General features: G+C 55.9%; 18 protein-coding genes. 9 read left to right on the top strand and 9 right to left on the bottom strand.

Annotated features, from left to right (window positions below; all coding sequences use genetic code 11):
• Window positions 1–120 precede the first annotated feature (120 nt).
• The 5 genes from ABFB09_RS07335 to ABFB09_RS07355 form a co-directional block, all read right to left on the bottom strand.
• Window positions 121–1,569 (bottom strand): DUF2779 domain-containing protein, encoded by a 1,449-nt coding sequence (locus ABFB09_RS07335; RefSeq protein WP_347000855.1) that lies wholly within the window; start codon window positions 1,567–1,569, stop codon window positions 121–123.
• 38 nt (window positions 1,570–1,607) lie between these two features.
• Complete coding sequence (locus ABFB09_RS07340; protein WP_347000856.1) at window positions 1,608–2,378, bottom strand: ADP-ribosylglycohydrolase family protein; 771 nt, start codon at window positions 2,376–2,378, stop codon at window positions 1,608–1,610.
• A gap of 92 nt (window positions 2,379–2,470) precedes the next feature.
• Window positions 2,471–3,238, bottom strand: coding sequence for an adenosylcobinamide amidohydrolase (locus ABFB09_RS07345; RefSeq protein ID WP_347000857.1), 768 nt, complete (start codon window positions 3,236–3,238; stop codon window positions 2,471–2,473).
• A gap of 3 nt (window positions 3,239–3,241) precedes the next feature.
• Window positions 3,242–4,654 carry a radical SAM protein gene (locus ABFB09_RS07350; RefSeq protein WP_347000858.1) on the bottom strand — a complete coding sequence of 471 codons (1,413 nt, stop codon included), beginning with the start codon at window positions 4,652–4,654 and terminating at the stop codon, window positions 3,242–3,244.
• A 44-nt stretch (window positions 4,655–4,698) separates the two neighbouring features.
• The gene (locus tag ABFB09_RS07355; RefSeq protein ID WP_347000859.1) at window positions 4,699–6,114 is read right to left on the bottom strand and encodes a radical SAM protein; all 1,416 of its coding nucleotides are present in this window, start codon (window positions 6,112–6,114) and stop codon (window positions 4,699–4,701) included.
• A 242-nt stretch (window positions 6,115–6,356) separates the two neighbouring features.
• On the opposite strand from ABFB09_RS07355, the gene ABFB09_RS07360 reads away from it, so the two are divergent.
• The gene (locus ABFB09_RS07360) at window positions 6,357–8,576 is read left to right on the top strand and encodes a UvrD-helicase domain-containing protein (protein WP_347000860.1); all 2,220 of its coding nucleotides are present in this window, start codon (window positions 6,357–6,359) and stop codon (window positions 8,574–8,576) included.
• Window positions 8,577–8,713: 137 nt separating this feature from the next.
• Entirely contained in the window at window positions 8,714–9,793 is a 1,080-nt protein-coding gene (locus ABFB09_RS07365) for a type IV pilus twitching motility protein PilT (RefSeq protein ID WP_347000861.1), read from the top strand.
• A gap of 23 nt (window positions 9,794–9,816) precedes the next feature.
• On the opposite strand, the gene ABFB09_RS07370 is transcribed toward ABFB09_RS07365, so the two are convergent.
• From ABFB09_RS07370 to ABFB09_RS07385, 4 genes are read right to left on the bottom strand one after another with little or no spacing between them, the layout of a single operon-like run.
• Complete coding sequence (locus ABFB09_RS07370; protein ID WP_347000862.1) at window positions 9,817–10,563, bottom strand: ABC transporter permease; 747 nt, start codon at window positions 10,561–10,563, stop codon at window positions 9,817–9,819.
• The gene (locus tag ABFB09_RS07375; RefSeq protein ID WP_347000863.1) at window positions 10,560–11,663 is read right to left on the bottom strand and encodes an ABC transporter ATP-binding protein; all 1,104 of its coding nucleotides are present in this window, start codon (window positions 11,661–11,663) and stop codon (window positions 10,560–10,562) included. The genes ABFB09_RS07370 and ABFB09_RS07375 overlap by 4 nt, the downstream gene beginning before the upstream one ends.
• Window positions 11,663–12,811 (bottom strand): ABC transporter permease, encoded by a 1,149-nt coding sequence (locus ABFB09_RS07380; RefSeq protein WP_347000864.1) that lies wholly within the window; start codon window positions 12,809–12,811, stop codon window positions 11,663–11,665. The genes ABFB09_RS07375 and ABFB09_RS07380 overlap by 1 nt, the downstream gene beginning before the upstream one ends.
• Window positions 12,812–12,868: 57 nt before the next feature.
• A complete protein-coding gene (locus ABFB09_RS07385; protein WP_347000865.1) occupies window positions 12,869–13,789 on the bottom strand; it encodes an ABC transporter substrate-binding protein in 921 nt (306 codons plus the stop codon).
• 242 nt (window positions 13,790–14,031) lie between these two features.
• Here ABFB09_RS07385 and pyrR point away from each other — a divergent pair, with 242 nt between their 5' ends.
• From pyrR to ABFB09_RS07420, 7 genes are all read left to right on the top strand, one after another.
• Entirely contained in the window at window positions 14,032–14,577 is a 546-nt protein-coding gene (gene pyrR, locus ABFB09_RS07390; protein WP_347000866.1) for a bifunctional pyr operon transcriptional regulator/uracil phosphoribosyltransferase PyrR, read from the top strand.
• The gene (locus tag ABFB09_RS07395; protein WP_347000867.1) at window positions 14,570–15,547 is read left to right on the top strand and encodes an aspartate carbamoyltransferase catalytic subunit; all 978 of its coding nucleotides are present in this window, start codon (window positions 14,570–14,572) and stop codon (window positions 15,545–15,547) included. The genes pyrR and ABFB09_RS07395 overlap by 8 nt, the downstream gene beginning before the upstream one ends.
• Window positions 15,544–16,848, top strand: a complete 1,305-nt coding sequence (locus tag ABFB09_RS07400) for a dihydroorotase (RefSeq protein WP_347000868.1) — start codon at window positions 15,544–15,546, stop codon at window positions 16,846–16,848. The genes ABFB09_RS07395 and ABFB09_RS07400 overlap by 4 nt, the downstream gene beginning before the upstream one ends.
• Window positions 16,845–17,942: a glutamine-hydrolyzing carbamoyl-phosphate synthase small subunit gene (gene carA / locus ABFB09_RS07405; protein ID WP_347000869.1), complete on the top strand. Its 1,098-nt coding sequence runs from the start codon at window positions 16,845–16,847 to the stop codon at window positions 17,940–17,942. Before ABFB09_RS07400 ends, carA begins: the two co-directional genes overlap by 4 nt.
• Complete coding sequence (gene carB / locus ABFB09_RS07410; protein WP_347000870.1) at window positions 17,939–21,166, top strand: carbamoyl-phosphate synthase large subunit; 3,228 nt, start codon at window positions 17,939–17,941, stop codon at window positions 21,164–21,166. The genes carA and carB overlap by 4 nt, the downstream gene beginning before the upstream one ends.
• Window positions 21,153–21,941 (top strand): dihydroorotate dehydrogenase electron transfer subunit, encoded by a 789-nt coding sequence (locus tag ABFB09_RS07415; protein WP_347000871.1) that lies wholly within the window; start codon window positions 21,153–21,155, stop codon window positions 21,939–21,941. The genes carB and ABFB09_RS07415 overlap by 14 nt, the downstream gene beginning before the upstream one ends.
• A gap of 72 nt (window positions 21,942–22,013) precedes the next feature.
• Entirely contained in the window at window positions 22,014–23,375 is a 1,362-nt protein-coding gene (locus ABFB09_RS07420) for an NAD(P)/FAD-dependent oxidoreductase (RefSeq protein WP_347000872.1), read from the top strand.
• The last annotated feature ends 17 nt before the right edge of the window (window positions 23,376–23,392 follow it).

Here is a 23,392-nt window from a genome sequence, read left to right on the forward strand (position 1 = left end):
TTGAATCACTCTACCCTTCCAGCAACAACGAATCGGCTGCAATCAACTACCGTGTTACGTAAAATACCGCATCAAGTGGAGCAACATGTCAAGCAGTCTGTCGGATTTCGATATTCGGATTTAGGATTTTGGCCAATCAGGCGCGAATTCTCGAAGCCTCTCGACGATGCGAACCATCCCTTCCGTATCCTGGCCGCAATACTCCAGGAGGTCGGTGAAGACCTGCGCTCTCTCAGCCTCCGGCATGCCGCCAAAAACGGCGGCCATGAAGCGAAGGCTGGCTATCTGTCCGTTGCCGATGTTCAGGTCGTCGTAGCCGATGCCGGTCAGGGCGGGCAGGACGTATTTCAGGGAGGCGCTGCCGCGCTGGGCGGGGTGGTAGTAGTGGAAAGCGCGGAAAGGCACGATGAGATCCACCATGCGGGATACGACGTCATCCACCCATCCGCCGTATTCCGGGAAGGCCGCCGCCAGGTCCTTCAGTACCCCCTGCTCGAAGCTCTGGTTATAGACGACGACGTTGCCGCCCTCCCCCATGGCAGCTTTAAGGGCGGCGAGGAATTCCGGGCGGGGATCGTGGCCGCCGCGGGCCAGGAAATGGCGGTGCTCCAGAGCCTTCCCTTCTGCGGCGACGGCGTGGAGCGAGAACTGGAAAGGGATATTTTGGTACGGCCACATGCCGTCGAACAGTGGTATTGCCGTGGCGAAGGTCTCGAAATCGAGGTAGTAATGCGGGTAGCTTAGGGTCTCCAAAAACGTGGCGATGCCCTCGTAATCGATATGCGGTTGGCCGCACTCGACGCAGGTGCGCTGGATAACCTGCTTCTCGTTGAGTTTAAAATCCGCGGGGATATCGGCGATGGCGGTCACGCCGCTCCGGAGAAGTTCATCAGCTTTGGCGCCGATACGATAAAGGTCCGTTACCGGATGCTCCGGCATCGCCGCCCAACACTCGGTCTTCAGCGGGCAACTGTAGGGAGCGTCGCAGGTCCGTCCGATGTCAGGGTCGGGACACGGTCCGGCCATGGTCTCAAGCATGTCGTCCACCATATCGGCCATGCCTCCAGCCAGTTCGGCGACGTCCTCGGTGATTTCCTCGGCGATGAGCAGGGCGGCGGGGTCGATCTCACCCTGCTTCACGAAGTCCCGGTTGATATGCATCAGAAAGCAGCGGTTGATCCGGATGCCCGACTGGACGCAGACATAGCGCTGGAAAGCCACGTCGGCCTTGTTCTCGTCTTTGACCGAGGTGCTGCTCTTGACCTCGATGATATCCCAGCCACCGTCCTCCGACGGGTTAAGGATGTCGATGCGGGCATAAAGTTGCCCTGACTGCACCGCGGCTTCAAAGAGGGGCTTACCGTCAGCCAGGCGCGCCGCCGTTTCAGTCAGCATCTCCCGGAACCCGAGTCCGGCCATATCGACGCCACCGGGAAACAGCCGCTTGGCCATATCCCCGACCTCGTGTCCCTGGTCGAAGGTATGCTGGGTCACCATATCCGGCTGGGGGATCCGCTTCGGCTCGTTGACATAGACCCACAGGTAACGCGGGCATTGTAGCCCGGCCATGAATTTGGACTTGGTTAATAATTTAGCGGAGCGGTTTCTCACAGCTTGAACCTCTCGTTGAACTCATCGATGGTGCGCAGCAGCGGCGGGTCGAGGCGCTGCCTGGCTTCCACCGCGATGGCCACCGGCACACACCCGTAATATGCCTGGGCGATGCCTCCCGCGATGCAGGCGATGGTGTCCGAATCCCCGCCGAGGGAGACCGCCTGCCGCACCGCATCTTCGTAACCCTTGGATTCGAGAAAGGCGGTGATAGCCTGGGGTACTGAACCCTGGCAGGTCTCATCGAAACTATAGCGCGGCCGGATCTCCTCGATCGTCCGGGTCAGCTTATAACCGAAAGCGTCGGTGATGTACTCCCTGATGTAAGGCTTGTCCCAGCCCCGGCGGGCCAGGAAGATAGCGGCGGCCACCGCCTGAGCGCCCTTGATGCCTTCCGGGTGGTTGTGGGTCACCTCGGCACTGCGCCGGGCTTCCACCAGGACCTCATCCAGGGTGTCACAGGCAAAACCAACCGGCGATACGCGCATCGCCGAACCATTGCCGAAGCTGTTATAGGGCTTACGGTCATCCGATCCAAGCCACTCGGAGAAACGGCCACCATAACCGCGGTCGGGATAGCGGTTGCCGTATTCCTGTATGGTGCGAGCGTAGTCCCTGCCATGAAGGAGACAATCGGCGACGGCCACGGTCAGGACAGTGTCATCGGTAAAACGGGAATGCTGGGAAAATAGTTCGAAGTCATACCGCCGGGTGTTATTGAACTCGTACACAGAGCCAATAATGTCTCCGGCGATGGCTCCGAGCATAACAACTCTCCTGACTTAACGATTTCGAATTATTATAACACAGGCATTACGATAGGAAAGCTGATAAATGACCAGAAATGCCCTCTGATTTCTTATTGGTTCTCGGAGCGTACCTTGTTGATCGCCTCAGAAACACCGCGGGTGACCGCCCGTGCAATCAGTTCACCAAGTTTGACCTGCCCTGAAACGTAGAAGCAGCGGTCGCCGTTGCCAGGCACAATGCAGATTTGGTCGGTGCTGGTGCCGGTGGCCTGCCATTGGGGATTATAAGAACTTCTGATGTCCAGATCCTGAAGAGCCGCAGTCTTGGCCTCGGTGATTGTGATGAAACTGGAGGCCATGGCCGCCTGCCCCATATCGGCGGAGGTCAGTACGATGATGTTGATGGTACCGAACGGCTGCCAGAGGCCACAGCGCTCGATACCGAAGGCTGAGTCGCGGCCAACCCGGATGGCGTTAGTCCTGACACCGGCGGTCACCCAGGCCTGCACCCACAACTCCTCATAGGTTTCCTCGACCATGACGTGCTTGTGCATGTCCACACCGGTGAAAAGGAGTGCCGTCTTTTCACCGGGTGCCACCTGTTTGATCATCTCGCGGTGAACCCATCGGGTGTATTCCCAATAGGTCCGCCTGGTATTGTCCACGGTATGCCAGGATTCTTTAGGGTGGTAACAGTTCAGTACCGCCGAGACTTTACGATAGCCCTGGTAGGCGCACAGTACCCATTTCGGTTGCGGCAGCCTAAGGACGAGGGTGTTGGCCGGATAATCCCAGACACAATGGCTGACAATCTCGGCTTTGATGCCGTGAAATTCCCCAATCGGTTCACGCGATGTTATCTTCGATACCGGTTCCATATCTTATCCGTGAAGCGGGCGAGTAACGTAGTAACGCCACCAGAAGCGAATGACCCGCAGAATTTCCTTCGGGCTCATGTTCACAGGCAGATAAAAAGCGAACATCCCATGCCTCAGGGCAAAGCTGGTCCGCCGCCAGAAATAGTATTTTACCAACTTCCGCTTGAATTCGGCGGTCATTTCCCGGGGAACTTCACCCCATTTTATACCGCAATCAGGCTGAGAAATGAAAGCTGCCCATTCTTCTGTCGTTTTCGGCGGTTCCAGCCCCCGCTGGACGCAATAATTATAAAGCTCCGTGCCGGGATAAGGCAGGAAGCTGACATATTGGTAAGGCGGGTTGCCCAATTCCCGGATCAATTGCTTTGTAGCCTCAAAGTCCTCGATAGTTTCGGTGGGCAGTTCGGAGATAAGATATAATTTGGGCAGTATCTTGTATTTGACCAGCAGTTTGAAGGTTTCCTTGATGTCTTCCAGTCGCGCTGTTTTACGAATGAATTTGAGAAGCCGCGGCGAACCGCTCTCCACCCCGAAACCCACCGAGGCGCAACCGCTCTGCTTCATCAGTCGCACGTCTTCTTCGGTCAGGCCGGCACGGGCGTCGCAATCCCAGCGAATCTTCATCTTTTTATCGATGACCAGTTGGCAGAAGCGATGAAGCCGCGGCCGGTTGTGGCAGAAGTCATCCTCAAAGAAGCGGAACAGGGTCACATCGTATCTTCCCTTGAGTATCTCCATCTGCCCGACAATACGGTCGGCGGAAAACTCACCGAGCTGACCTTTGTGAAAGGGCGGATTGTAACAGAAAATACATTTCGAAGGGCAACCGCGGGATGTATTGAGAGATTTCTCCCAGTAATCATCCATCGGCACCAAGTGCCAGGAAGGATCCGGCAGTTCGTCGAGGTTTTTGATGAAAGGACGATCAGGGTTTATTACGACCTGTCCGTTCTCCTTGAACGCCAAGCCTTTGATGTCAGTGAGATGAGGAGGCTGGCTTTTTTCGAGGTGTTCGGCCAGTTCCAGCAGCGTGTATTCACCCGGACCGATGGCCACGAAATCGACATAGTCCTCGGCCAGGGTCTGTTCCGTCAACATGCTGGGGTGAACATTGCCCCAAACGATCTTAATGTCCGGGTTGATGCGCTTGAATTCCCGGGACTGGTCGATAGCTTCATAAATAATGCCGCCGACGGAGACAGAGAAACCCACCAGCTGCGGATCAAAATCTCTAAGGAAATCGGCTGGCTGGCGATCGTCAACCTGCTGATCCCAGATTTGAACCTGGTGTCCGCCTTTTTCTAGCACCGCGCCGATATACAGCAGGGAATTCGGCAGCACCGTCGGCTGTAATGACCGGGTTTTTCCGAGGAATCCTTTGAACCTTTTAGCAGGATTGACCAGCAAGATACGCATTCTAAGTTAAGTTCCCAACCTAGAAAGTTCGAAATGCCACAGCATCACCTGAGCTGTCCCCTGATACTGCCCTCCGGCAGCGGGCGGGTGTTGAAATACAGATAAAAACGTTTCATTCCTTTGAGCAGCGCAGCCGGTGTCGGGGTCAGACGGGTAAAATAAAAGGGCATATGGCGCAATGCGAAACGCAGGGGACGGAGGAAATAGAAGTGCCTCAAATCGTCTAGCGCTTTATCCAGCATTTCCGGCGGGACTTTGAGGTACGACGGATTGATGGCACGCAACGTCAGTACCCCGGCCCATTCAGCCAAAGTAGCCGGTTCTTTAATGAGACCTTCTTTGATGATATAGTCATAGAGCACCGTGCCGGGGAAGGGCATGTAGGGCATATACTGGTAAGGCGGCTGGTCAAGCCTCTTGATAAGGTCCTGGGTCTCTTTAAACTCCTCCACCGTTTCGGTGGGCAGCTCGGCGATAAAGTAAAGACGGGGCATGATCTTATGGCGGGCGAGTCGTTCGATGGTCTCTTCTACCGCTTTAACCGTGATGCCCTTTTTGATGAACTTGATGACGCGGGGCGATCCGCTCTCTATCCCGAGTCCAACCGAAAGACAGCCAGCCTTCGACATCAGCGCGATGTCTTCATCGGCCAGTCCGATCCGGGAGTCGCAGTCCCATTGCACCGGCACCTTGCGTTCGACCATCAACTCGCAAAACCTGCGCAGCCGGTCTCGATTGCAGGTAAACGTATCCTCGAAAAAACGCATGAATTTTACATTGTAGGTTTTATTCAGGTGTTCGATCTGGCTGACGATACGTTCGGCGGACAGGTCGCCAGAGTACCCCTTATAGAAGAGCGGCGAATAGCAGAAAGTACACTTGGAAGGGCAGCCGCGGGATGTATTGAGGGATTTTTCCCAGTAGCTGAGCACATCGATCAAATGCCACGCTGGGTCCGGCAGTTCGTCGAGGTTTTTGATGAAATCGCTCGGCTCGTTGGTAATGACCTTTACGCCATCCCTCCATACCAACCCCTTGATCTTATCGATCGAAGGCGTGCCGGTTTCGAGATGGTTAGCCAGTTCCACCATAAGGTATTCGCCAGCGCCAACGCAAAGATAATCGATATAATCTTCGGCGATGGTCTGTTGCGGCATGACGCTTGGATGAACGTTACCCCAGATGGTCTTCACGCCGGGTAGCAGCGCCTTGAAGTCTTTGGTTTGCTGAATAGCTTCAGCGATGTTGGGACCGGAAAGCACCGAAAAACCAATCAGTTGCGGGGCAAAGTCAATAAAATCCTTCGGCTCACGCAGGTCCACCTGATTGTCGTAGATGCGGACCTCATGCCCGGCTTTCTCCAGCACAGCCGCGATATAGAGCAGGCTGTTAGGGAATACGCTATGGCGGCCAAACGTCTCAATGTGCTTGCGCGCGGGATTGACGAGCAAAATTCTCAACGCTAATTCTCCGAACAGGATTGAAAGATCGCGATACGGAATGCCGGTCTATTGTAAATGACGATAAACTCCGGCAATGACCCACATCGCAAGGTAGATAGCAATAACTGAGACAATTAAAAATCCCATAGGTTCGTTATCATTATGGCTTATAGGACGCAGATGGTGCAACTATCGATCATTGCCCAAAAAAGGGCGAAACGGCTGACCCGGGCGCTCTAATAATGCTATAATGGGCGGCTTTGAAAACCGATATATTATCAGGTCTGAATCCCGCCCAACGAAAAGCCGCCGAGGCTATCGACGGCCCTGTGCTCATCCTGGCAGGTCCCGGCTCCGGCAAGACCCGTGTCATCACTTACCGTATCGCTTACCTGGTGCAGGTGGTCGGGATAAACCCTCATCATATCCTTGCCGTCACTTTCACCAACAAGGCGGCTCGGGAGATGAAGGAGCGCCTGGAAAAACTTACGCCCGGCTCGGTCAAAAACATGACCATGGGTACCTTCCATGCCATCTGCGCCGGTATCCTCCGGCGCGACGGCGAGGCCATCGGCATAGAGCGGGAGTTCGTCATCTTCGACGCCGACGATCAGGAAAAGCTCCTGAAACAGGCTGCAATCGAAACCGACATAGATCCCAAAAAGTTCCCGCTGAAGAAGATCGCCGGAGCCATCAGCCAGGCCAAGAGTCAAATGATAACGCCGGAAAAGCTCAGGGAACAGGGTAAGGATTACTTCGACGAGATCGTGTCCCGCATGTACGAACGCTATGAGAAAATGCTGCGGCAGAACAATGCCGTCGATTTCGATGATCTGCTATTAAAAACCGTATTTCTCTTCAAACGGCAACCACAGATATTGAAACGCTACCAGGAACGCTACGTGCACATCATGGTAGACGAGTTCCAGGACACCAACCTGGTGCAGTACGAATTGGTGAAACTGCTTGCAGCGCACCACCGTAATATCGCCGTGGTCGGGGATCCGGACCAGTCGATCTACTCCTGGCGCGCGGCGGATCTCAGAAACGTTTTCAACTTCGAGCGGGACTTTCCCGACGCCCAGATACATTACCTGGAGCAGAATTACCGCTCCACCGCTAAAATCCTCGAGGCGGCTTCCAGCATCATCGCCGACAACCGCGCCCGTAAAGACATCAAGTTGTGGACGGAGAACGAACCGGGAGAACCGGTTTGCATCATCGAAGCTTACAATGAGCAGGAAGAAGCGCAGATGGTTGTGCGGGAGTCGGAACGCCTGACTGCCACCGGAAAATACCGGCTGGCCGATCTGGCCATTTTGTACCGCACCAACGCCCAAAGCCGTGCCCTGGAAGAAGCTTTCATCCGCTACGGGGTACCCTACAAATTGGTAGCCGGTACCCGATTCTACGAACGCCGGGAAGTCAAAGATCTTATCGCCTATTTCCGCCTGATCCACAATCCCGCCGACAGTGTCAGCCTGATGCGTATCATCAACGTGCCGCCGCGGGGACTGGGAGAGCGTTCCATCGTGGAGATGCAGGCCTGGGCAAGGGAAAAGGATATCTCCTTTTATGAGGCGCTCGACCTGGCTGCCTCCAGCGCCGAAAAACCGCCACTCAACTCCCGCGCCCTGGCGTCGTTTGATCTCTTTTTCAGCACCATCAGATCACTCATCGAAACCAGTAAAACTGCGTCCCTGATGGAACTTTTCGACTTAGTTTTGGAGAAAAGCGGCTATCAGCTTTACATGAAGGCACAGCCGGACGGTGAGGAAAGACTGGAAAACATCGCCGAGTTGCGCACCGTGGCCGAGCAGTTTAATGATCTGCCACCTGGAGAGGCGCTGTCGCCTTTTCTTGAGAGTGTCAGCCTGGTCTCGGATGTGGATAACCTGGACGAAACCGAAGGCGGTGTTACGCTCATCACCCTGCACCAGGCCAAAGGCCTCGAATTCCCGGTGGTCTTCATCGTAGGCCTTGAAGAGGGGGTTCTACCGCACTTCCGTTCCTTGGACGATCCGACCCAAATGGAGGAGGAACGGCGACTATGCTATGTCGGCGTTACCCGAGCCAAGCGGAGGTTGTACCTCTTACGTGCTTTCCGCCGCAGCCTCATGGGCGGCAGTATGACCAACCCGCCGTCGCGATTTCTCGACGCTATCCCGTCGCATGTGACCGCTGAGGGAGGCATCCGTGAGGAAGCACCTAAACCGCAACCCGTGCAGAAAAAATTGTACGAATACTCCACCCGGCCGCCTCAACCCCAGGTGCAAACCCGTCGTCCGGTAACATCCTCGACCAACAATCTGCTCCCGCCTCCATTTAAAACCGGCGACAAGGTCAGTCATCCCGTCTTTGGCTATGGTGTGGTGATCAGCACCCTACCAGTGAAAAGCGACCATGAGATCGTGGTATCGTTCAAAACGGATGGTTTGAAGAAACTGCTTCTAAGTTTTGCGAAACTGACGAAAGTCTAAGTCAAAGCCAATTTTTCTCGGATGGCAATGCCCCATTCCGCCCCACAGTACTAATGACATGGCTTGAATATACTTAAGTACCATTGACGGCGATGAGTCCGGCTGGTACTTTTATATATAGTAGTGGGGGAAGAGATATGACTGTACCTTTAGAGAAACTATTGGAATTCATCGTTGCCCGGAACGCCACCGACCTCCACCTCACTGTTCCGTCTGTTCCAGTATTGCGCATCGACGGCGAACTGATTCCTTTACCGGAAATACCTCCGCTAACACCGGAGGAGATCGAAAAAATATTTGAGCGTATCACCACCGAAGATCAACGCTCAGTCTTCAAAGAACGCCGGGAATTGGATTTCACCTACAGCATGAGTGGCATATCTCGATTTCGCGTTAGCGCCTTACGCCAACGCGGTTCCATCAGCCTGGCGATCCGGCCGGTTCCCTTTAAGATACCCAGTATCGATGAGTTGGAACTGCCTCAGATTTGTAAATCACTGGTAACGAAACCTCGAGGCCTGATTTTGGTTACGGGAGCGGCGGGTACGGGAAAATCCACTACCCTTGCGGCCATGATTAACCATCTCAACGAGATAGTGAAACGGAACATCGTCACGGTGGAAGATCCTATCGAATTCCTTTTTCCCAACAAGCAGTGCCTTATCCGTCAACGCGATCTTGGCGACGATACCCATTCTTTTTCCAAAGCACTGATCCACAACCTTCGACACGATCCCGACGTTCTGGTGATCGGTGAGATGCGGGATCTTGACACCATGAGCACCGCCATTACCGCCGCTGAAACCGGTCACCTGGTGATCGCTACATTACATACAGTTGATGCCGCACAGACCATCGACCGTGTTGTAGATGTGTTTCCACCGGAGCAGCAGCGGCAGGTCCGTTATCAGTTGTCCCAGGTGCTTCTAGCTGTCCTTTCGCAACGGTTGTTACACCGGGCCAGAGGCGGACGAATCGCCGCTTTTGAGATAATGCTCAATAATCCGGTGGTTTCTCGGCTCATCCGCGAGGAGAAGATATTTGACTTGCAGGCTAATATCGAAGTCAGTCTTAAAGAAGGCATGCAAACCATGGATCAGGCATTGGCTGATCTTATTAAGCGCAAGGTGATTACTCGCGATGAAGGCATGCTCTACAGCACCATGCCATCCAGGCTGCAACAACTATTACAGGCGGAGCGAGGAACGGTCTATTAGATTCACCCTACACCAATCAGCGATTATCTTCCATCATCACCGTAGTCGAACAGAGACTCCACGTTTGCCAATATCCGGTCGGCGATGATTGCCAGAAAAGCCGCGGGCACCACTCCCTGCAGGATATAGGCGATGTTGTCCTGCACCAGCCCGGCGACTACCGGCGAACCGAGGCCACCGGCGCCGATGACGGCGCCAATCATAGCCGTGCCGATGTTTATGATGACCGATATACGGATACCGGCTATTATCACACGGGCAGCCAGGGGTATCTCGATTCTGAAAAGGGCCTGGGGGCGGCTCATACCCAGGCCGTAAGCAGCGTCCAGGGAAGCTGCCGGTACCGCTTGGAGACCGGCGATGGTGTTCCTGACCACTGGCAGCATGCCGTAAAGAAAAAGTGCGAAAACGGTAGGCTTGAGACCGAACCCCAGCACCGGCACTGCAAGGGCCAGCACCGCGACCGGCGGAAAAGTTTGCCCGATAGAAACCAGGTTATTCGCTATCGGCTGAAAACTCAGACCGGAACGCCTTGTTACCCAAATACCCAGGGGTAACCCAACCGCGATCGTCATGCCGCTGGAAATAGCTACCAGTTTAAGGTGCTCACCGGTAAGTTGTACTAGCGAGGCACGGAGATAGACAACCTGCGCCTCGTCCGGAAAAAAATACCGCAGAGCACTTTGCCACCACTCCGGATTGGCGATGATAATGCCGAACAGGAAGATGGCCAGACCCAGTAGAACCCAGGCTCGAAGGCGCTGTTTCACGGTTCAGTCTCGGCGGTGGCTTTTTCGACATCGCTCATGCGCACTTCACCTAATAAACGCTCTTCACTATCAACCACCGGCAAATTCTTGATGCCCTGGCTAAGCATTCGCGACAACGCTTCCCTGAATGATGCCGTGTCGGTCACCGCCAGGTCTGCCACCGCCACTTTCTCCATGACATCCGCCGAGAATACGCCTGGTTTCAACGCCGTCCGATCCAGCCAGCCAATCAACCGACTATCCCTGCCGGTGACCCACACCCAGCGACAAGAAAGGCAGGCTGAGGCGGCTTCATCAGCAGTGGCATCGATCATTACCGAGGGCGCAGGGTGGATAAAAGGCCTAATGCTAATGCGGGACAACCGCTTAAGAGCCCGGTCTGAACCCACAAAGTCATGGACGAATTTATCAGCCGGTTTACTTAAAATTGCCTCCGGTGTGTCAAACTGCACGAGTTCTCCAGCTCGCATGATGGCGATCCGATCAGCCAGGCGGATGGCTTCGTCGAGATCGTGAGTGACCAGAATGACCGTTTTCTTAAGCTGGCGCTGGATATCCAGGAACTGTCCCTGGAGCCGTTCGCGGGTTAACGGGTCAACCGCTCCGAACGGTTCGTCCATCAGCAGTATCGGAGGATCGGCGGCTAGCGCCCGGGCCACACCGATCCGCTGGGCTTCACCGCCGGATAACTGGTGAGGGTATTTCCCGGCGTAGGTGTCCGGCTTGAGACCTACCAGTTTCAAAAGCTCACTTACCCGATTGGCGATCCGGTATTTATCCCAATTCAGAAGTTCCGGTACTACCGAAATATTGCCGGCTACCGTCATATGCGGAAAAAGCCCGACGCTCTGGATGGCGTAACCGATGGACCGTCTTAAATCTTCCGGTTTGCGGGCGCCGACATCCTGCCCGTCAATTATTATCCGGCCGGAGGAGGGCTCTATCAAACGATTGATCATGCGTAAAGTCGTGGTTTTACCGCATCCCGAGGGACCGATAAGCACAACTACTTCTCCGCTTTCAACGGTGAGTGACAGGCGATCAACCGCCGGTACGCTTGCCTGTGGGTATTTTTTAGTGAGTGTTATCAGTTCGATCATCAATCGCTCCGTTTCAAGCCTCGAGGTGACCCCAGGTTAACCGCCAAACGCATCAATCCGTCTACTACCACCGCCATGAAGATAATGGGCAGTGTCCCCAGCAGTATCATGTCCGGCGCCGCCTGCCCCAGGCCTTGAAAAATGAACCACCCTAGACCGCCGGCTCCGATGAGCGCCGCCACCGCCGCCAGACCGACAGCCTGAACCGAAGCGATACGCAGACCTTCCAGCACCAATGGGGTTGCCAGCGGAATTTCTATACGCCGGAAAAGCTGGCTGCGGCTCATGCCCATGCCCCGGCCGGCTTCGAGGACGCCCGGATCGATCTGGCGCAGGCTGATATAGGTGTTGCGGACGATGGGCAGCAGGGAATAGATGAACAGCGCGATAATGGCCGGCGCCGCCCCGATACCACGTATACCCAATTCACGTAATACCGGGAATTGGAAGGACAACGCCGACAGCGGGGCGATCAACAGGCCAAAAAGCGCCAGGCTGGGTATGGTCTGAGTAATATTGGTCACGCCAAAGATATACTTTTCCGCTTTGCGCTGCCGCGCCGCCCAGATGCCCAACAGCACCCCTCCCAGGCTGGCCGCGGCCACGCTGATCGTTACCAGAAAAATGTGTCGTCCCAGTTCCTGACCGAAGCGTTCCTGTTGAGCGATGTATTCCCGCATTACGGATAGCTGATCGAAGGCGCCGCCCAGAATCATGGCCAGCAAGACAGCGACACCTGTGACGGCTACCAGGCGCTGTGCCCATGGTGTGGCGGACAGTCCCCGGTAAGCTGCGAAAATTACGATGTAAGACGCAAAAAGGGTAAGCCACACGCCGCCACCCAGCGATACCCGGGCTGAGGCGGCAGACCCTTCCAGCAGGTTAGAGCTCGTGATGCTGACAAGGACGGAGCTGGCGATCAAAATGACACTAACCGAAATCCCTAACGCCAGGTATACGCGTCTCCCCCGCCGGCTCAGCGCCAGGCTCAGGCAAATAATCCACAGGGTCAGGAGTAGCAGCGTACCGCCCCAGCCGGCAGCCGAGTGCAAATTCAGATAATCCCCTTCAGCCAGCCGGTTGGCTTTCAAGGTGAACCACCCGGCAGCCAGCGATCCGAGGCCGAACAAACTGCCAGTAAGAGCCACTTTATCAGCGCCCGATATTAGCGAGGACAGACTGAGTCTCAAAATTTTAAGCTCGGCTTATTTTAGGAAACCCTTTGATTCCAGGTAGGCTTTGGCGACCGCCGCGGCCGACTCCCCGTCAACGACGATTTTGCCGTTAAGAGTTCGTAAGGTTACCAAGTCCAGCGAGCGGAAGACCGGATCGAGGATGTCGGCGATCTCCGGATACTGGGCTAGTACCGAACCGCGGACGATGGGTGCCGGTTCATAAACCGGTTGGACGCCGCGGGGATCGGTCAACACCACCAGGTTGAAAGCATCGATGCCGCCATCTGTGCCGTAGGCCATGGCGGCGTTTACCCCGTCGGTGCCGAGGGAGGCGGCCTGCTCGGTCTGGGCCGTATCGCCGCTGCCCACGATGATTGTCTGGACGGGCTCAAGGCTAAAGCCGTAGGCTGCCTGAAAAGCGGGCATGGCCACCTCGCTGTCGAAGAATTCGGCGGAACCAGCCAACTTGAAATTACCTCCATCGTTTACATAGGCGGCCAGATCGTCCAGCGAGGTCAGGTTGGCGCTTTGGGCTAGTTCCCTGGTCACGGCTATAGCCCAAGTGTTGTTGGCTGGCGCCGAGGACAGCCATTCGATGTCGTTCGCGGCCTTGTCTAGTTCCTTGACCCGTTGCCAGCCTTGCTGGGCGTTATGCCACACGGTTGAATTAGTTTCGTCAAAAAAGAAGGCACCGTTGCCGGTGTATTCTGGGTAGATGTCAATCTCACTGGAAATGATGGCGTTTCTCACTATGGAAGTCGCCCCGGTGCCGGTCCGATCATTAACGTCGAAGCCGTTATCACGCAGCATAAGGACGATCATCTGTCCCAAAAGAGCGCCCTCGGTATCGATTTTGGAACCGACAGTGATTGTTCCTTTTGCAGAACATCCTGTGGCGATGAATGCCAATATGGTAACCATCACCAAGGCGAAACAAAGTAGCTTTTTCATCGAACCTCCTTGTATTTCGGCAGGACTCGTAAGCCCCTTCTTTCAAAATGTATTGGTATTTATAGGTAATGTCAACGTCTTCTGAAATACAGACCCTTGCCTCGACTAACCCACCCTGTTATAATGATACTAATTTAATAAACGCCCACCTTTAACGAACAGTCCTGTGAGGCTGGCAAGGGAATCGGGAATGGTCGCGCTTATGCACCTCTTGCCGGCAAAGGTTGGTAAGAGGTTTTTTAATGCCCGAAAAAACGGTAATGACCGCCGAGGACATGCGACGGACGTTGTCACGCATCGCGCACGAGATCGCCGAACGAAACAAAGACACCTCATCACTGGTGCTGGTGGGCATGCGCACCCGCGGTGTACCGCTGGCTGATCGATTGGCGTCGCTGATCAGCGAATTCGAGGGTGTCAAAGTGCCGGTGGGAGCACTCGATTTCAGCTTATACCGCGATGACCTGAACCGGGGCAATTTTAACCCCCAGGTCAAATCCACCGATATTCCGGTCAGCATCGACGACAAGGTCATCATCCTGGTGGATGACGTGCTGTACACCGGACGCTCCACTCGCGCCTCGATGGACGCACTCATCGACTTCGGACGGCCGCGGGTCATCCAATTGGCGGTTCTAATCGACCGCGGCCACCGGGAACTTCCGATCCGCGCCGATTATGTGGGCAAGAATATCCCTTCCGCCGCCACCGAGAATATCAGGGTAAAGCTGGCCGAAATCGACCAAATTGATGAAGTGGTCATTTCATCCGGTGAGCGGCATGGTTAACGAAACGATCGCACCATCGAGAACCAGCGACTGGAATCATCGTCACTTGCTGGACGTGGACGACTTCACGCCGGAGGAGTTCGAGTTGGTCTTCCGAACCGCCGACGCCATGAGCGAAATCCTGGCCCGCCCGATTAAAAAGGTGCCGGCGCTCCGCGGCCAGACGGTGGTCAACCTCTTCTACGAAAACAGCACCCGCACCCGCGCGTCTTTTGAGATCGCCGCCAAAAACCTGTCTGCCGACGTGCTTAATATCACCGCTTCGGCATCGAGCGTCGCCAAGGGCGAGAGCCTGATCGATACGTTAAAAACCCTCGAGGCTTTGGGAGCTAACATCATCGTCATGCGACACCTTCACTCCGGCGCGCCTTACCTGGCCGCCAAACACAGTAAGGCCAATATTATCAACGCCGGCGACGGCTGGCACGCCCACCCCACACAGGCGCTACTCGACCTCTTCACTATCCGGAAACACAAAGGCAGCCTCAATGGACTCAAAGCAACCATCGTCGGTGATGTCCGCCACAGCCGGGTGGCCCACTCCAACATCTGGGGCATGACACGGCTCGGTATGGAAGTCACCGTCTGCGGACCGCCGACGCTGCTGCCTTACGGCCTCGATGAACCCGGCGAATATTTCCCCAAGACAAAAGTCGAGACCGATGTCGAAAAGGCGATCGAAGGCGCTGACGTGGTCATGGCTTTGAGATTACAGCGGGAACGCCAGCAGAGCGGTTTGCTGCCTTCCGTACGCGAGTACATTCAGCGCTATCAAATAACCCCCGGACGGCTGAAAAAGGCGGCTAAAGGCGTGCTGGTGATGCACCCCGGTCCGGTCAATGAAGACATCGAACTGGCGACGGAATCGGCTTACGGTGAGCAATCGGTGATCAACGAGCAAGTTCAAAACGGCGTAGCGGTACGTATGGCTATCCTGTATCTCCTTAGCGGCAGGCAGAGTGAACTATGAAAAGCATCTTGATTGAAAACGGGCATCTCATCGATCCCGCCCAGGACATCGACGACAGGTTCAACATCGCAGTAATCGACGGCAAGATCGCATGGATCGGTACCGGTGAGCCGCCCAAGGGGGATTATCGGGTCATCGATGCTACCGGAAAAATCATCGCTCCCGGTTTCATCGACCTGCACACCCACCTGCGCCAGCCTGGGTTCGAAAACAAAGAGACCGTCTCAACAGGGACGAACGCGGCGGCGCGGGGCGGCTTCACCACCGTCTGCGCTATGCCTAACACCAGCCCGGCCATCGACAATCGCGCGACTGTCGATTATGTCAAATACGTTACTTCCATCGAAGCGGCGGTGAGGGTGCTCCCCATCGGCTGCATCAGCAAGGGACGAAAAGGTGAAAACCTGGCTGAACTGGGTGAAATGGCTGACGCCGGGGTGATCGGTTTTTCCGACGACGGATCGAGCGTGCCGGGCGCACGCTTGCTTAAACAGGCCATGGAATATTGCACCGCACTTGACCTGCCGGTGATCGAACATTGCGAAGACATGAGTTTAGCCGAAGGCGGCCAGGTCAACGAAGGCGTCATCGCCACCCGGTTGGGATTAGCCGGCATCCCCAACGCCGCGGAGGACACTATCGTCGCCCGCGACATCGCGCTGGCTGAGCTGACCGGAGCCCGGCTGCACCTGTGCCACATCAGCACTAAAGGCGCCGTAGAACTAATCCGCCAGGCTAAAGCAGGCGGCATAAAAGTCACCGCCGAGGTCACCCCCCACCATCTCACCCTGACTGAGGACCGGACACTGGGCTACGACACCAACGCCAAGGTCAATCCGCCGCTACGGGCGCAGGCCGACATCGATGCCCTGATCGAGGGTTTACTGGACGGGACTGTCGATGCCATCGCCACCGACCATGCCCCGCACTCGTTCAATGATAAATGTTGTGAATTCAGCCTGGCGCCGTTCGGCATCTCCGGCCTGGAAACAGCCTTCGGCAGCCTCATGAAACTGGTGCACGGCGGCAAATTGCCGTTGAAACTCATCATCGAAAAGCTGACCGCGGCGCCGGTATACATCATCGGTGACAAGCACGGCATCAATGGCAGTCTGAAAGTCGGCGGCCCGGCGGATATTGTGATTCTCGACCCGGATGCCGAATGGAGAGTCGATACTAGCAAGTTCGCCTCCAAGGGTAAAAATACGCCTCTCGCCGGAACAACGCTTAAAGGCAAGGTGACGGTTACCATCTTTGGCGGCACTGTGGCATATCAAGAAGAAAACAAGGATAACACATGATCAAACGCGCCATATTAGTACTGGCAGACGGCAGCGTCTATGAGGGCAACAGTTTTGGGGCGGAAGCTGACGCCTTCGGCGAGGTGGTCTTTGCCACCAGCATGACCGGCTACCAGGAAATGCTAACCGATCCGTCATTCGCCGGGCAGATACTCATCCCCACCTATCCGCTCATCGGGAACTACGGAGTCAACCCCGCCGACTGGGAATCGGAAAAGTTGCAGGTGCGGGGCTTCGTTGTGCGCGAGGAATGCTCCGAACCCTCCAACTACCAGTGCGCCGGCACCGTCAACGATTATTTGGTTCAGGGCGGCATTCCCGGAATCTGGGGACTGGACACCCGAGCCATCACCCGTAAACTACGGAACCACGGCGTGATGATGGGCATGATCACTTCCGACAAGACACCAGGACAAGCCCTGGAATTGTTGCGAACCACGCCGGATTACGGTATCACCGATTTCGTGAAAGAGGTTTCCACCAGGGAACCATACGAGTGGGATTCCACCGATCTGCCCGACGATGCACCAAGAGTCGCCCTCCTGGACCTGGGCTGCAAATTTAATATCATGCGCATCTTGAAAGATCATGGCTGCCGCGTCACCGCCTTCCCCTGCACCGCCTCCGCGGCCGATATGATTTCGATCAACCCCGACGGCATCATGCTGTCCCCAGGCCCCGGCGACCCGGAACTCCTCGATTACGCTACCGAAACGGTGAAAACACTCGTTGACGGCGGCAAGCCTATGATGGGTATCTGCCTGGGCAACCAGCTTATCGCCAAGGCCTTCGGCGGACGAAACTTCAAACTTAAGTTCGGCCACCGCGGCGGCAACCATCCGGTAAAAGACCTCCTTAACGGCCGCATCCACATCACCGCCCAGAACCACGGTTATGCCGTCGACCCGGAATCTATCGAAAGCAGCGGGCTGGAGGTGACCCATGTCAACCTGAATGATTGCACAGTGGAGGGAATGCGGCACCGTACAAAGCCCATCTTCACCATCCAGTACCACAGCGAGGCTTCCCCGGGACCGCTGGATAATATCTATCTATTTGAACAGTTTATGAAAATGATGGGAGCCGCCAGATGACCAAACCCGCCAAAGTCCTGATCATCGGCAGTGGCCCCATTATCATAGGGCAGGCGGCGGAATTCGACTACGCCGGCACTCAGGCGTGCAAGGCCATGCGCGAGGAAGGCGTGATTTCCGTACTCGTAAACTCTAACCCCGCCACTATTATGACCGATGAAGAGATCGCCGATATCGTATATATCGAGCCGCTGACCGTCGAGGCGGTGTCCCGCATCATCGAACGGGAGCGCCCGGACGGCCTGCTGCCGACGCTTGGCGGCCAGACCGGTCTCAACCTCGCCGTGGAACTGGCCGACGCCGGAGTATTGGAAAAATACGGCGTCCGTGTCCTGGGCACACCCATCGAGACAATCAAAAAAGCTGAGGACCGGGAACTGTTCAAACGGTTGTTAATTTCCATCGATGAACATGTTCCGCCCTCGCGGACCGTCACCACTGTCTCCGAGGCTAAAGAGGTAGCCGCGGAACTTGGATTACCCCTCATCATCCGCCCCGCCTACACCATGGGCGGCACCGGTGGCGGAATAGCCAACGATATGGATGCTTTCGAGGAAATCGCCGTTGGCGGCATCTCCGCTTCACCGATACATCAGATCCTCGTGGAAAAATCCGTTGCCGGCTGGAAAGAGATCGAGTATGAGGTTATGCGGGACGCCGCCGACAATTGCATCACCGTGTGTAATATGGAGAACTTCGACCCCGTCGGAGTTCACACCGGGGATTCCATAGTCATCGCTCCTTCACAAACACTGACAAATAAAGAGTACCAGATGCTGCGGACAGCCAGTATCAAGATCATCCGGGCGCTGGGCATCGAGGGCGGTTGCAACATCCAGTATGCTCTGGATCCGGTGTCCGCCACTTATTATGTCATCGAAGTAAACCCCCGTGTCAGCCGCTCATCGGCCCTGGCCTCGAAAGCTACCGGTTATCCAATCGCCCGGGTAGCAGCCAAGATCGCCGTGGGTAAAACGCTCGATGAGATACCCAACGCCGTCACCGGCAAAACGGCGGCCTCTTTTGAACCGGCGCTGGACTACGTGGTAGTGAAAATACCGCGCTGGCCGTTCGATAAGTTCGCCACCGGCGACCGGATAATCAATACGCAAATGAAGGCAACGGGTGAGGTCATGGCCATCGACCGCACTTTCGAGGCAGCACTTCAAAAAGCGGTAAGGTCTCTCGAATTCGGTAAGAAATCGATTCTCTGGGAAGACCCGGAATGGGTTCTCGGCGACGACATAGCCGGCTACCCGCTGAAACCAACGGATATCCGGCTTTGGGCGGTGATGGCGGCGCTGCGGCGCGGCCTGACTCCCCAGCAGATTTTTGAGGTCACCAAGATTGACCTGTGGTTCCTCAATAAACTTTTGAATCTCGTCGGCATGGAAAAGCGGCTGCTCTCGGAGACGCTGAATCCGGAACTGCTGCGACAGGCCAAACGTTTGGGATTCGGTGACGAGCAGATCGCTACCCTGGCCGACCGGCTGCCGGAACAGGTGCGCGATCTGCGCAAACAGTGGAACCTTCTGCCGACCTACAAGATGGTGGACACATGCGCCGCTGAGTTCGACGCTGAAACACCGTACTTCTACTCAACGTACGAGGATGAGAACGAGGCTGTTCCAGATAACTGCAATAAAGCCCTGGTCATCGGTTCAGGTCCGATCCGCATCGGCCAGGGTATCGAGTTCGACTACTGTTCGGTGCATGCCGCCATGGCGTTGTCCAAAGCGGGATACCAGTCGATCATGGCCAACTCCAACCCGGAAACGGTCTCCACAGATTTCGACACCTCCAACCGGCTGTATTTCGAACCGCTGGACGCCGAGAGCGTGCGCGATATTCTGGACAACGAGAACGCCGGATGCTCCGCCAGTACGCCCTCGATCTGCCAGTTCGGCGGTCAAACCGCCATCAACCTGGCGGGGACGCTGACCCAAACCGGATATCCCATCATCGGCTCAAGCGCCGAAACCATCGACCTGGCGGAGGACCGCCGCCGCTTCGAGGTCTTCCTGTCCGAACTGGACATCCCTCAGGCGCCTGGCGCCGGGGTGACCACTTTAGATGAAGGATTGAACGTAGCCAGCCTTATCGGTTATCCGGTGCTGGTTCGCCCCAGCTACGTGCTGGGCGGGCGGGCGATGGAGATCGTTTACGACGCCACCGAACTGGTCAGGTTCATGAAGCTGGCCATGGAGCTTCAGACCGGCCATCCGGTGCTCATCGACAAATATCTCATGGGTAAAGAGGTTGAGGTGGATGCCATCGCCGACGGTGAGCGCGTGCTTATTCCCGGTATCATGGAGCACATTGAACGTGCCGGGGTCCATTCCGGCGATTCCATGGCCGTGTATCCCGGACTCAATCTGACCCAGGAAGAAACAGACACCATCGTGGACTACACCACTCGCATCGGCCTGGCTTTGAACATCCGCGGCCTGATGAACATCCAGTTCGTCATCACCCGTGAAGAGGGACAGAGCAAGATCTATATCCTGGAGGTCAACCCCCGCGGATCCCGTACCGTGCCGTTCCTATCTAAGGTTACCGGTGTGCCCATGGTGGACGTAGCCGTCAATGTCATGCTCGGCAAAAGTCTGATGGAACAAGGCTATGAAGGCGGACTGTGGCCGGCACGGCCACTGGTGGCCATCAAAGCCCCGGTATTCTCCATGTCCAAGCTTATCGGCGTGGACACCTACCTGGGACCTGAGATGAAATCTACCGGCGAGGTTATGGGAATCGATCATGATTTCAATGGGGCTCTCATCAAAGCGCTTATGGCCGCCGGACTGTCGCTGCCTCCGGAGGGCAACATCCTCGTATCAGTCGCCGACCGCGATAAGGCCGAGGCACTACCGCTTATCCGGAAACTGCACGCCTCCGGTTATCATCTGTACGCCACCGAAGGCACCGCCACCATGATCGAGGCTATCGGCCTGCCGGTCAAACTTATCTCCAAGAAGCTGTCGGAGGGTCATCCCAATATCGTCGATATCGTCAGGAACGGTACCGTGGCCGGCGTAATCAACACCTCCACCGGCGACCGGGCACCACTTCGCGACGGCTTCCATATCCGCCGCGCCGCCGCCGAAAAGCGAATACCCTGCTTCACATCACTGGATACGGCGCGGGTGGCTATCGACGCTTTAACCAACAAGGGTTACAATTACAACATAAAACCGGTGCCGGAGTATCGACGTGGCCGAAGCTAAACCTTACCTGGGAACCGCGAGTGTCTTATCCGTCGAGGACATCATGCCCGGCGTTTTCCGGTTGCGATTGCAATGCCCTGAAATAGCCGCGGAGGCAAAACCCGGCCAGTTTGTCATGCTCAAATGCGGCGACCAACTTCTGTTAAGACGGCCGATCAGTATCAGTGATGCGAACGCCCCCAGCGGCCAGATCGGCCTCATGATCGCAACTGTCGGTAAGGGTACCGAGTGGCTGTCACTCAGGAAACCGGGTGAGGAACTGGATATTCTCGGTCCGCTAGGAAACGGCTTCACTATCGGCGAAAAGGCAGAGAAACTCCTGCTCATCGCCGGGGGCATGGGCATCGCCCCGCTCAATTTCCTGGCGAGAAAGGCCGCCTCGCTAGGTAAAAAAGTGACCCTCGTCCTCGGCGCCCGCACCGGCGAACTACTGTGCCCACCGTCCCACCTGCCCAAGGTCGATGAATGCGTGATCTGCACCGAAGACGCCTCAATAGGCATCAAGGGCCGCGTCACCGACTGCCCCGATGCCCACATCGCCGAATCACAGCAGGTCTTCGCCTGCGGACCGCTGCCGATGTACCGGGCGCTGGCAAAGGATCATCGCTTCAATGAGAAATCGATGCAAGTCTCGCTGGAGGTCAGGATGGCCTGTGGCATCGGGCTTTGTTACGGGTGCACCGTAAAAACCCGAAACGGTCTGAAACAGGTCTGCCAGGACGGCCCGGTTTTCCAGATGGGGGACATTTCCTGGGGAGACCTGGCCGACCTTTAGCTCTCATCCCGATCGATCAAAACGTCGGGACATCGAAGTGACTTTCTGTTTCCGCGCCTCTACAATATATCCATGAAAATAAAGGACGATTCTTCTCAACTGAATACACAACGTGTTATTGTCATCGGCGGTGGCGCCGCCGGTCTGCTGGCCGCGGGCCGGGCGGCGGAACTGGGTGCTTCGGTCACGCTACTTGAACGCATGGACGAACCGGGCAATAAATTGCTCATCACCGGTAAAAGCCGCTGCAACCTTACCAATATCGCTCCCCTTAAGGAGTTTTTGACGGCGTTCGGTCCCAATGGGAAATTTCTTTATGGCGCTTTCTCCCGCTTCTTCCGGGACGAATTACTGGGGTTTTTCCTCCGTTATGGCATCGAAACTAAAAATGAGCGTGGCGGACGGGTATTTCCGGCATCGGATAATGCCGCTGATGTCGTCGCGGCATTGATGTCTTACATCAAAGACCATGGTGTCGATTTGAGACTTAGCAGTCGTGTCGCCGGTATCGAGCGCGACGACAGAGGCGTTACCGGTGTCATACTCGACAGTGGAGAGTTCATTCCGGGAACTGCGGTGATCTTAGCCGCCGGAGGGTCTTCATACCCCGCAACCGGCTCCGCCGGCGATGGTTTCAGACTGGCCGAAAAACTCGGGCACAAGGTAAACACTCTCTACCCGGCTTTGGTGCCACTCGTTATAAAAGAGATCAGTTATGCCATTGCCTTTCAGGGGGTCAGCCTTAAAAATGTGCGCCTGACCGCCTACGCCGTTAATAAAGCGTCGATTCCCGAAATGACCATCGAACACGACTACGGGCGCGGAACCGGCTGGGAGAAGCCGCCGGCGCCGATTATCGAAAGCCGTTTCGGTGAGATGCTGTTTACCCATTTCGGCATCGGTGGACCGATCACTCTGCTTATGAGCCAGGCAGTAGCTCGGGCGCTGGACGCCGGTCCGGTATCCGTGTCCATTAATCTTAAGCCAGCATTGACCAATAAAGAACTTGACGCTCGGCTGCTGCGCGAGTTTGCCGTCTCTCCGAAACGGCAGTTGCCCGCCATTCTCCGGGAACTGCTACCGGAAAAGATGGTTGATCTAATGGCCGGCATATCCGGCATTCCCATGGGCCGAACCGCTTCGAATTTTACCACCGAGGACCGTCACCGACTCGTAAAGCTACTCAAGGGGCTGACCTTCGACGTGAAAACCCCTCTGCCGATTGGCGCGGCCATGGTCACCGCCGGAGGCATCGATCTGAAAGAAATAGATCCGCGGACGATGGCGTCAAAGCTGGTTCCGGGGCTGTATCTGGCTGGCGAGGTCCTGGACCTGGATGCCGACACCGGTGGCTACAACCTGCAAGCAGCCTTTTCGACGGGCTGGGTGGCGGGGGAGGCGGCGGCGAAATTCGCCGGAATTATCATCGAATAATTCTCTCCATCTGAAAT

The sequence above is a fragment of the Dehalogenimonas sp. THU2 genome (genome assembly GCF_039749495.1).
Taxonomy (GTDB): domain Bacteria; phylum Chloroflexota; class Dehalococcoidia; order Dehalococcoidales; family Dehalococcoidaceae; genus Dehalogenimonas.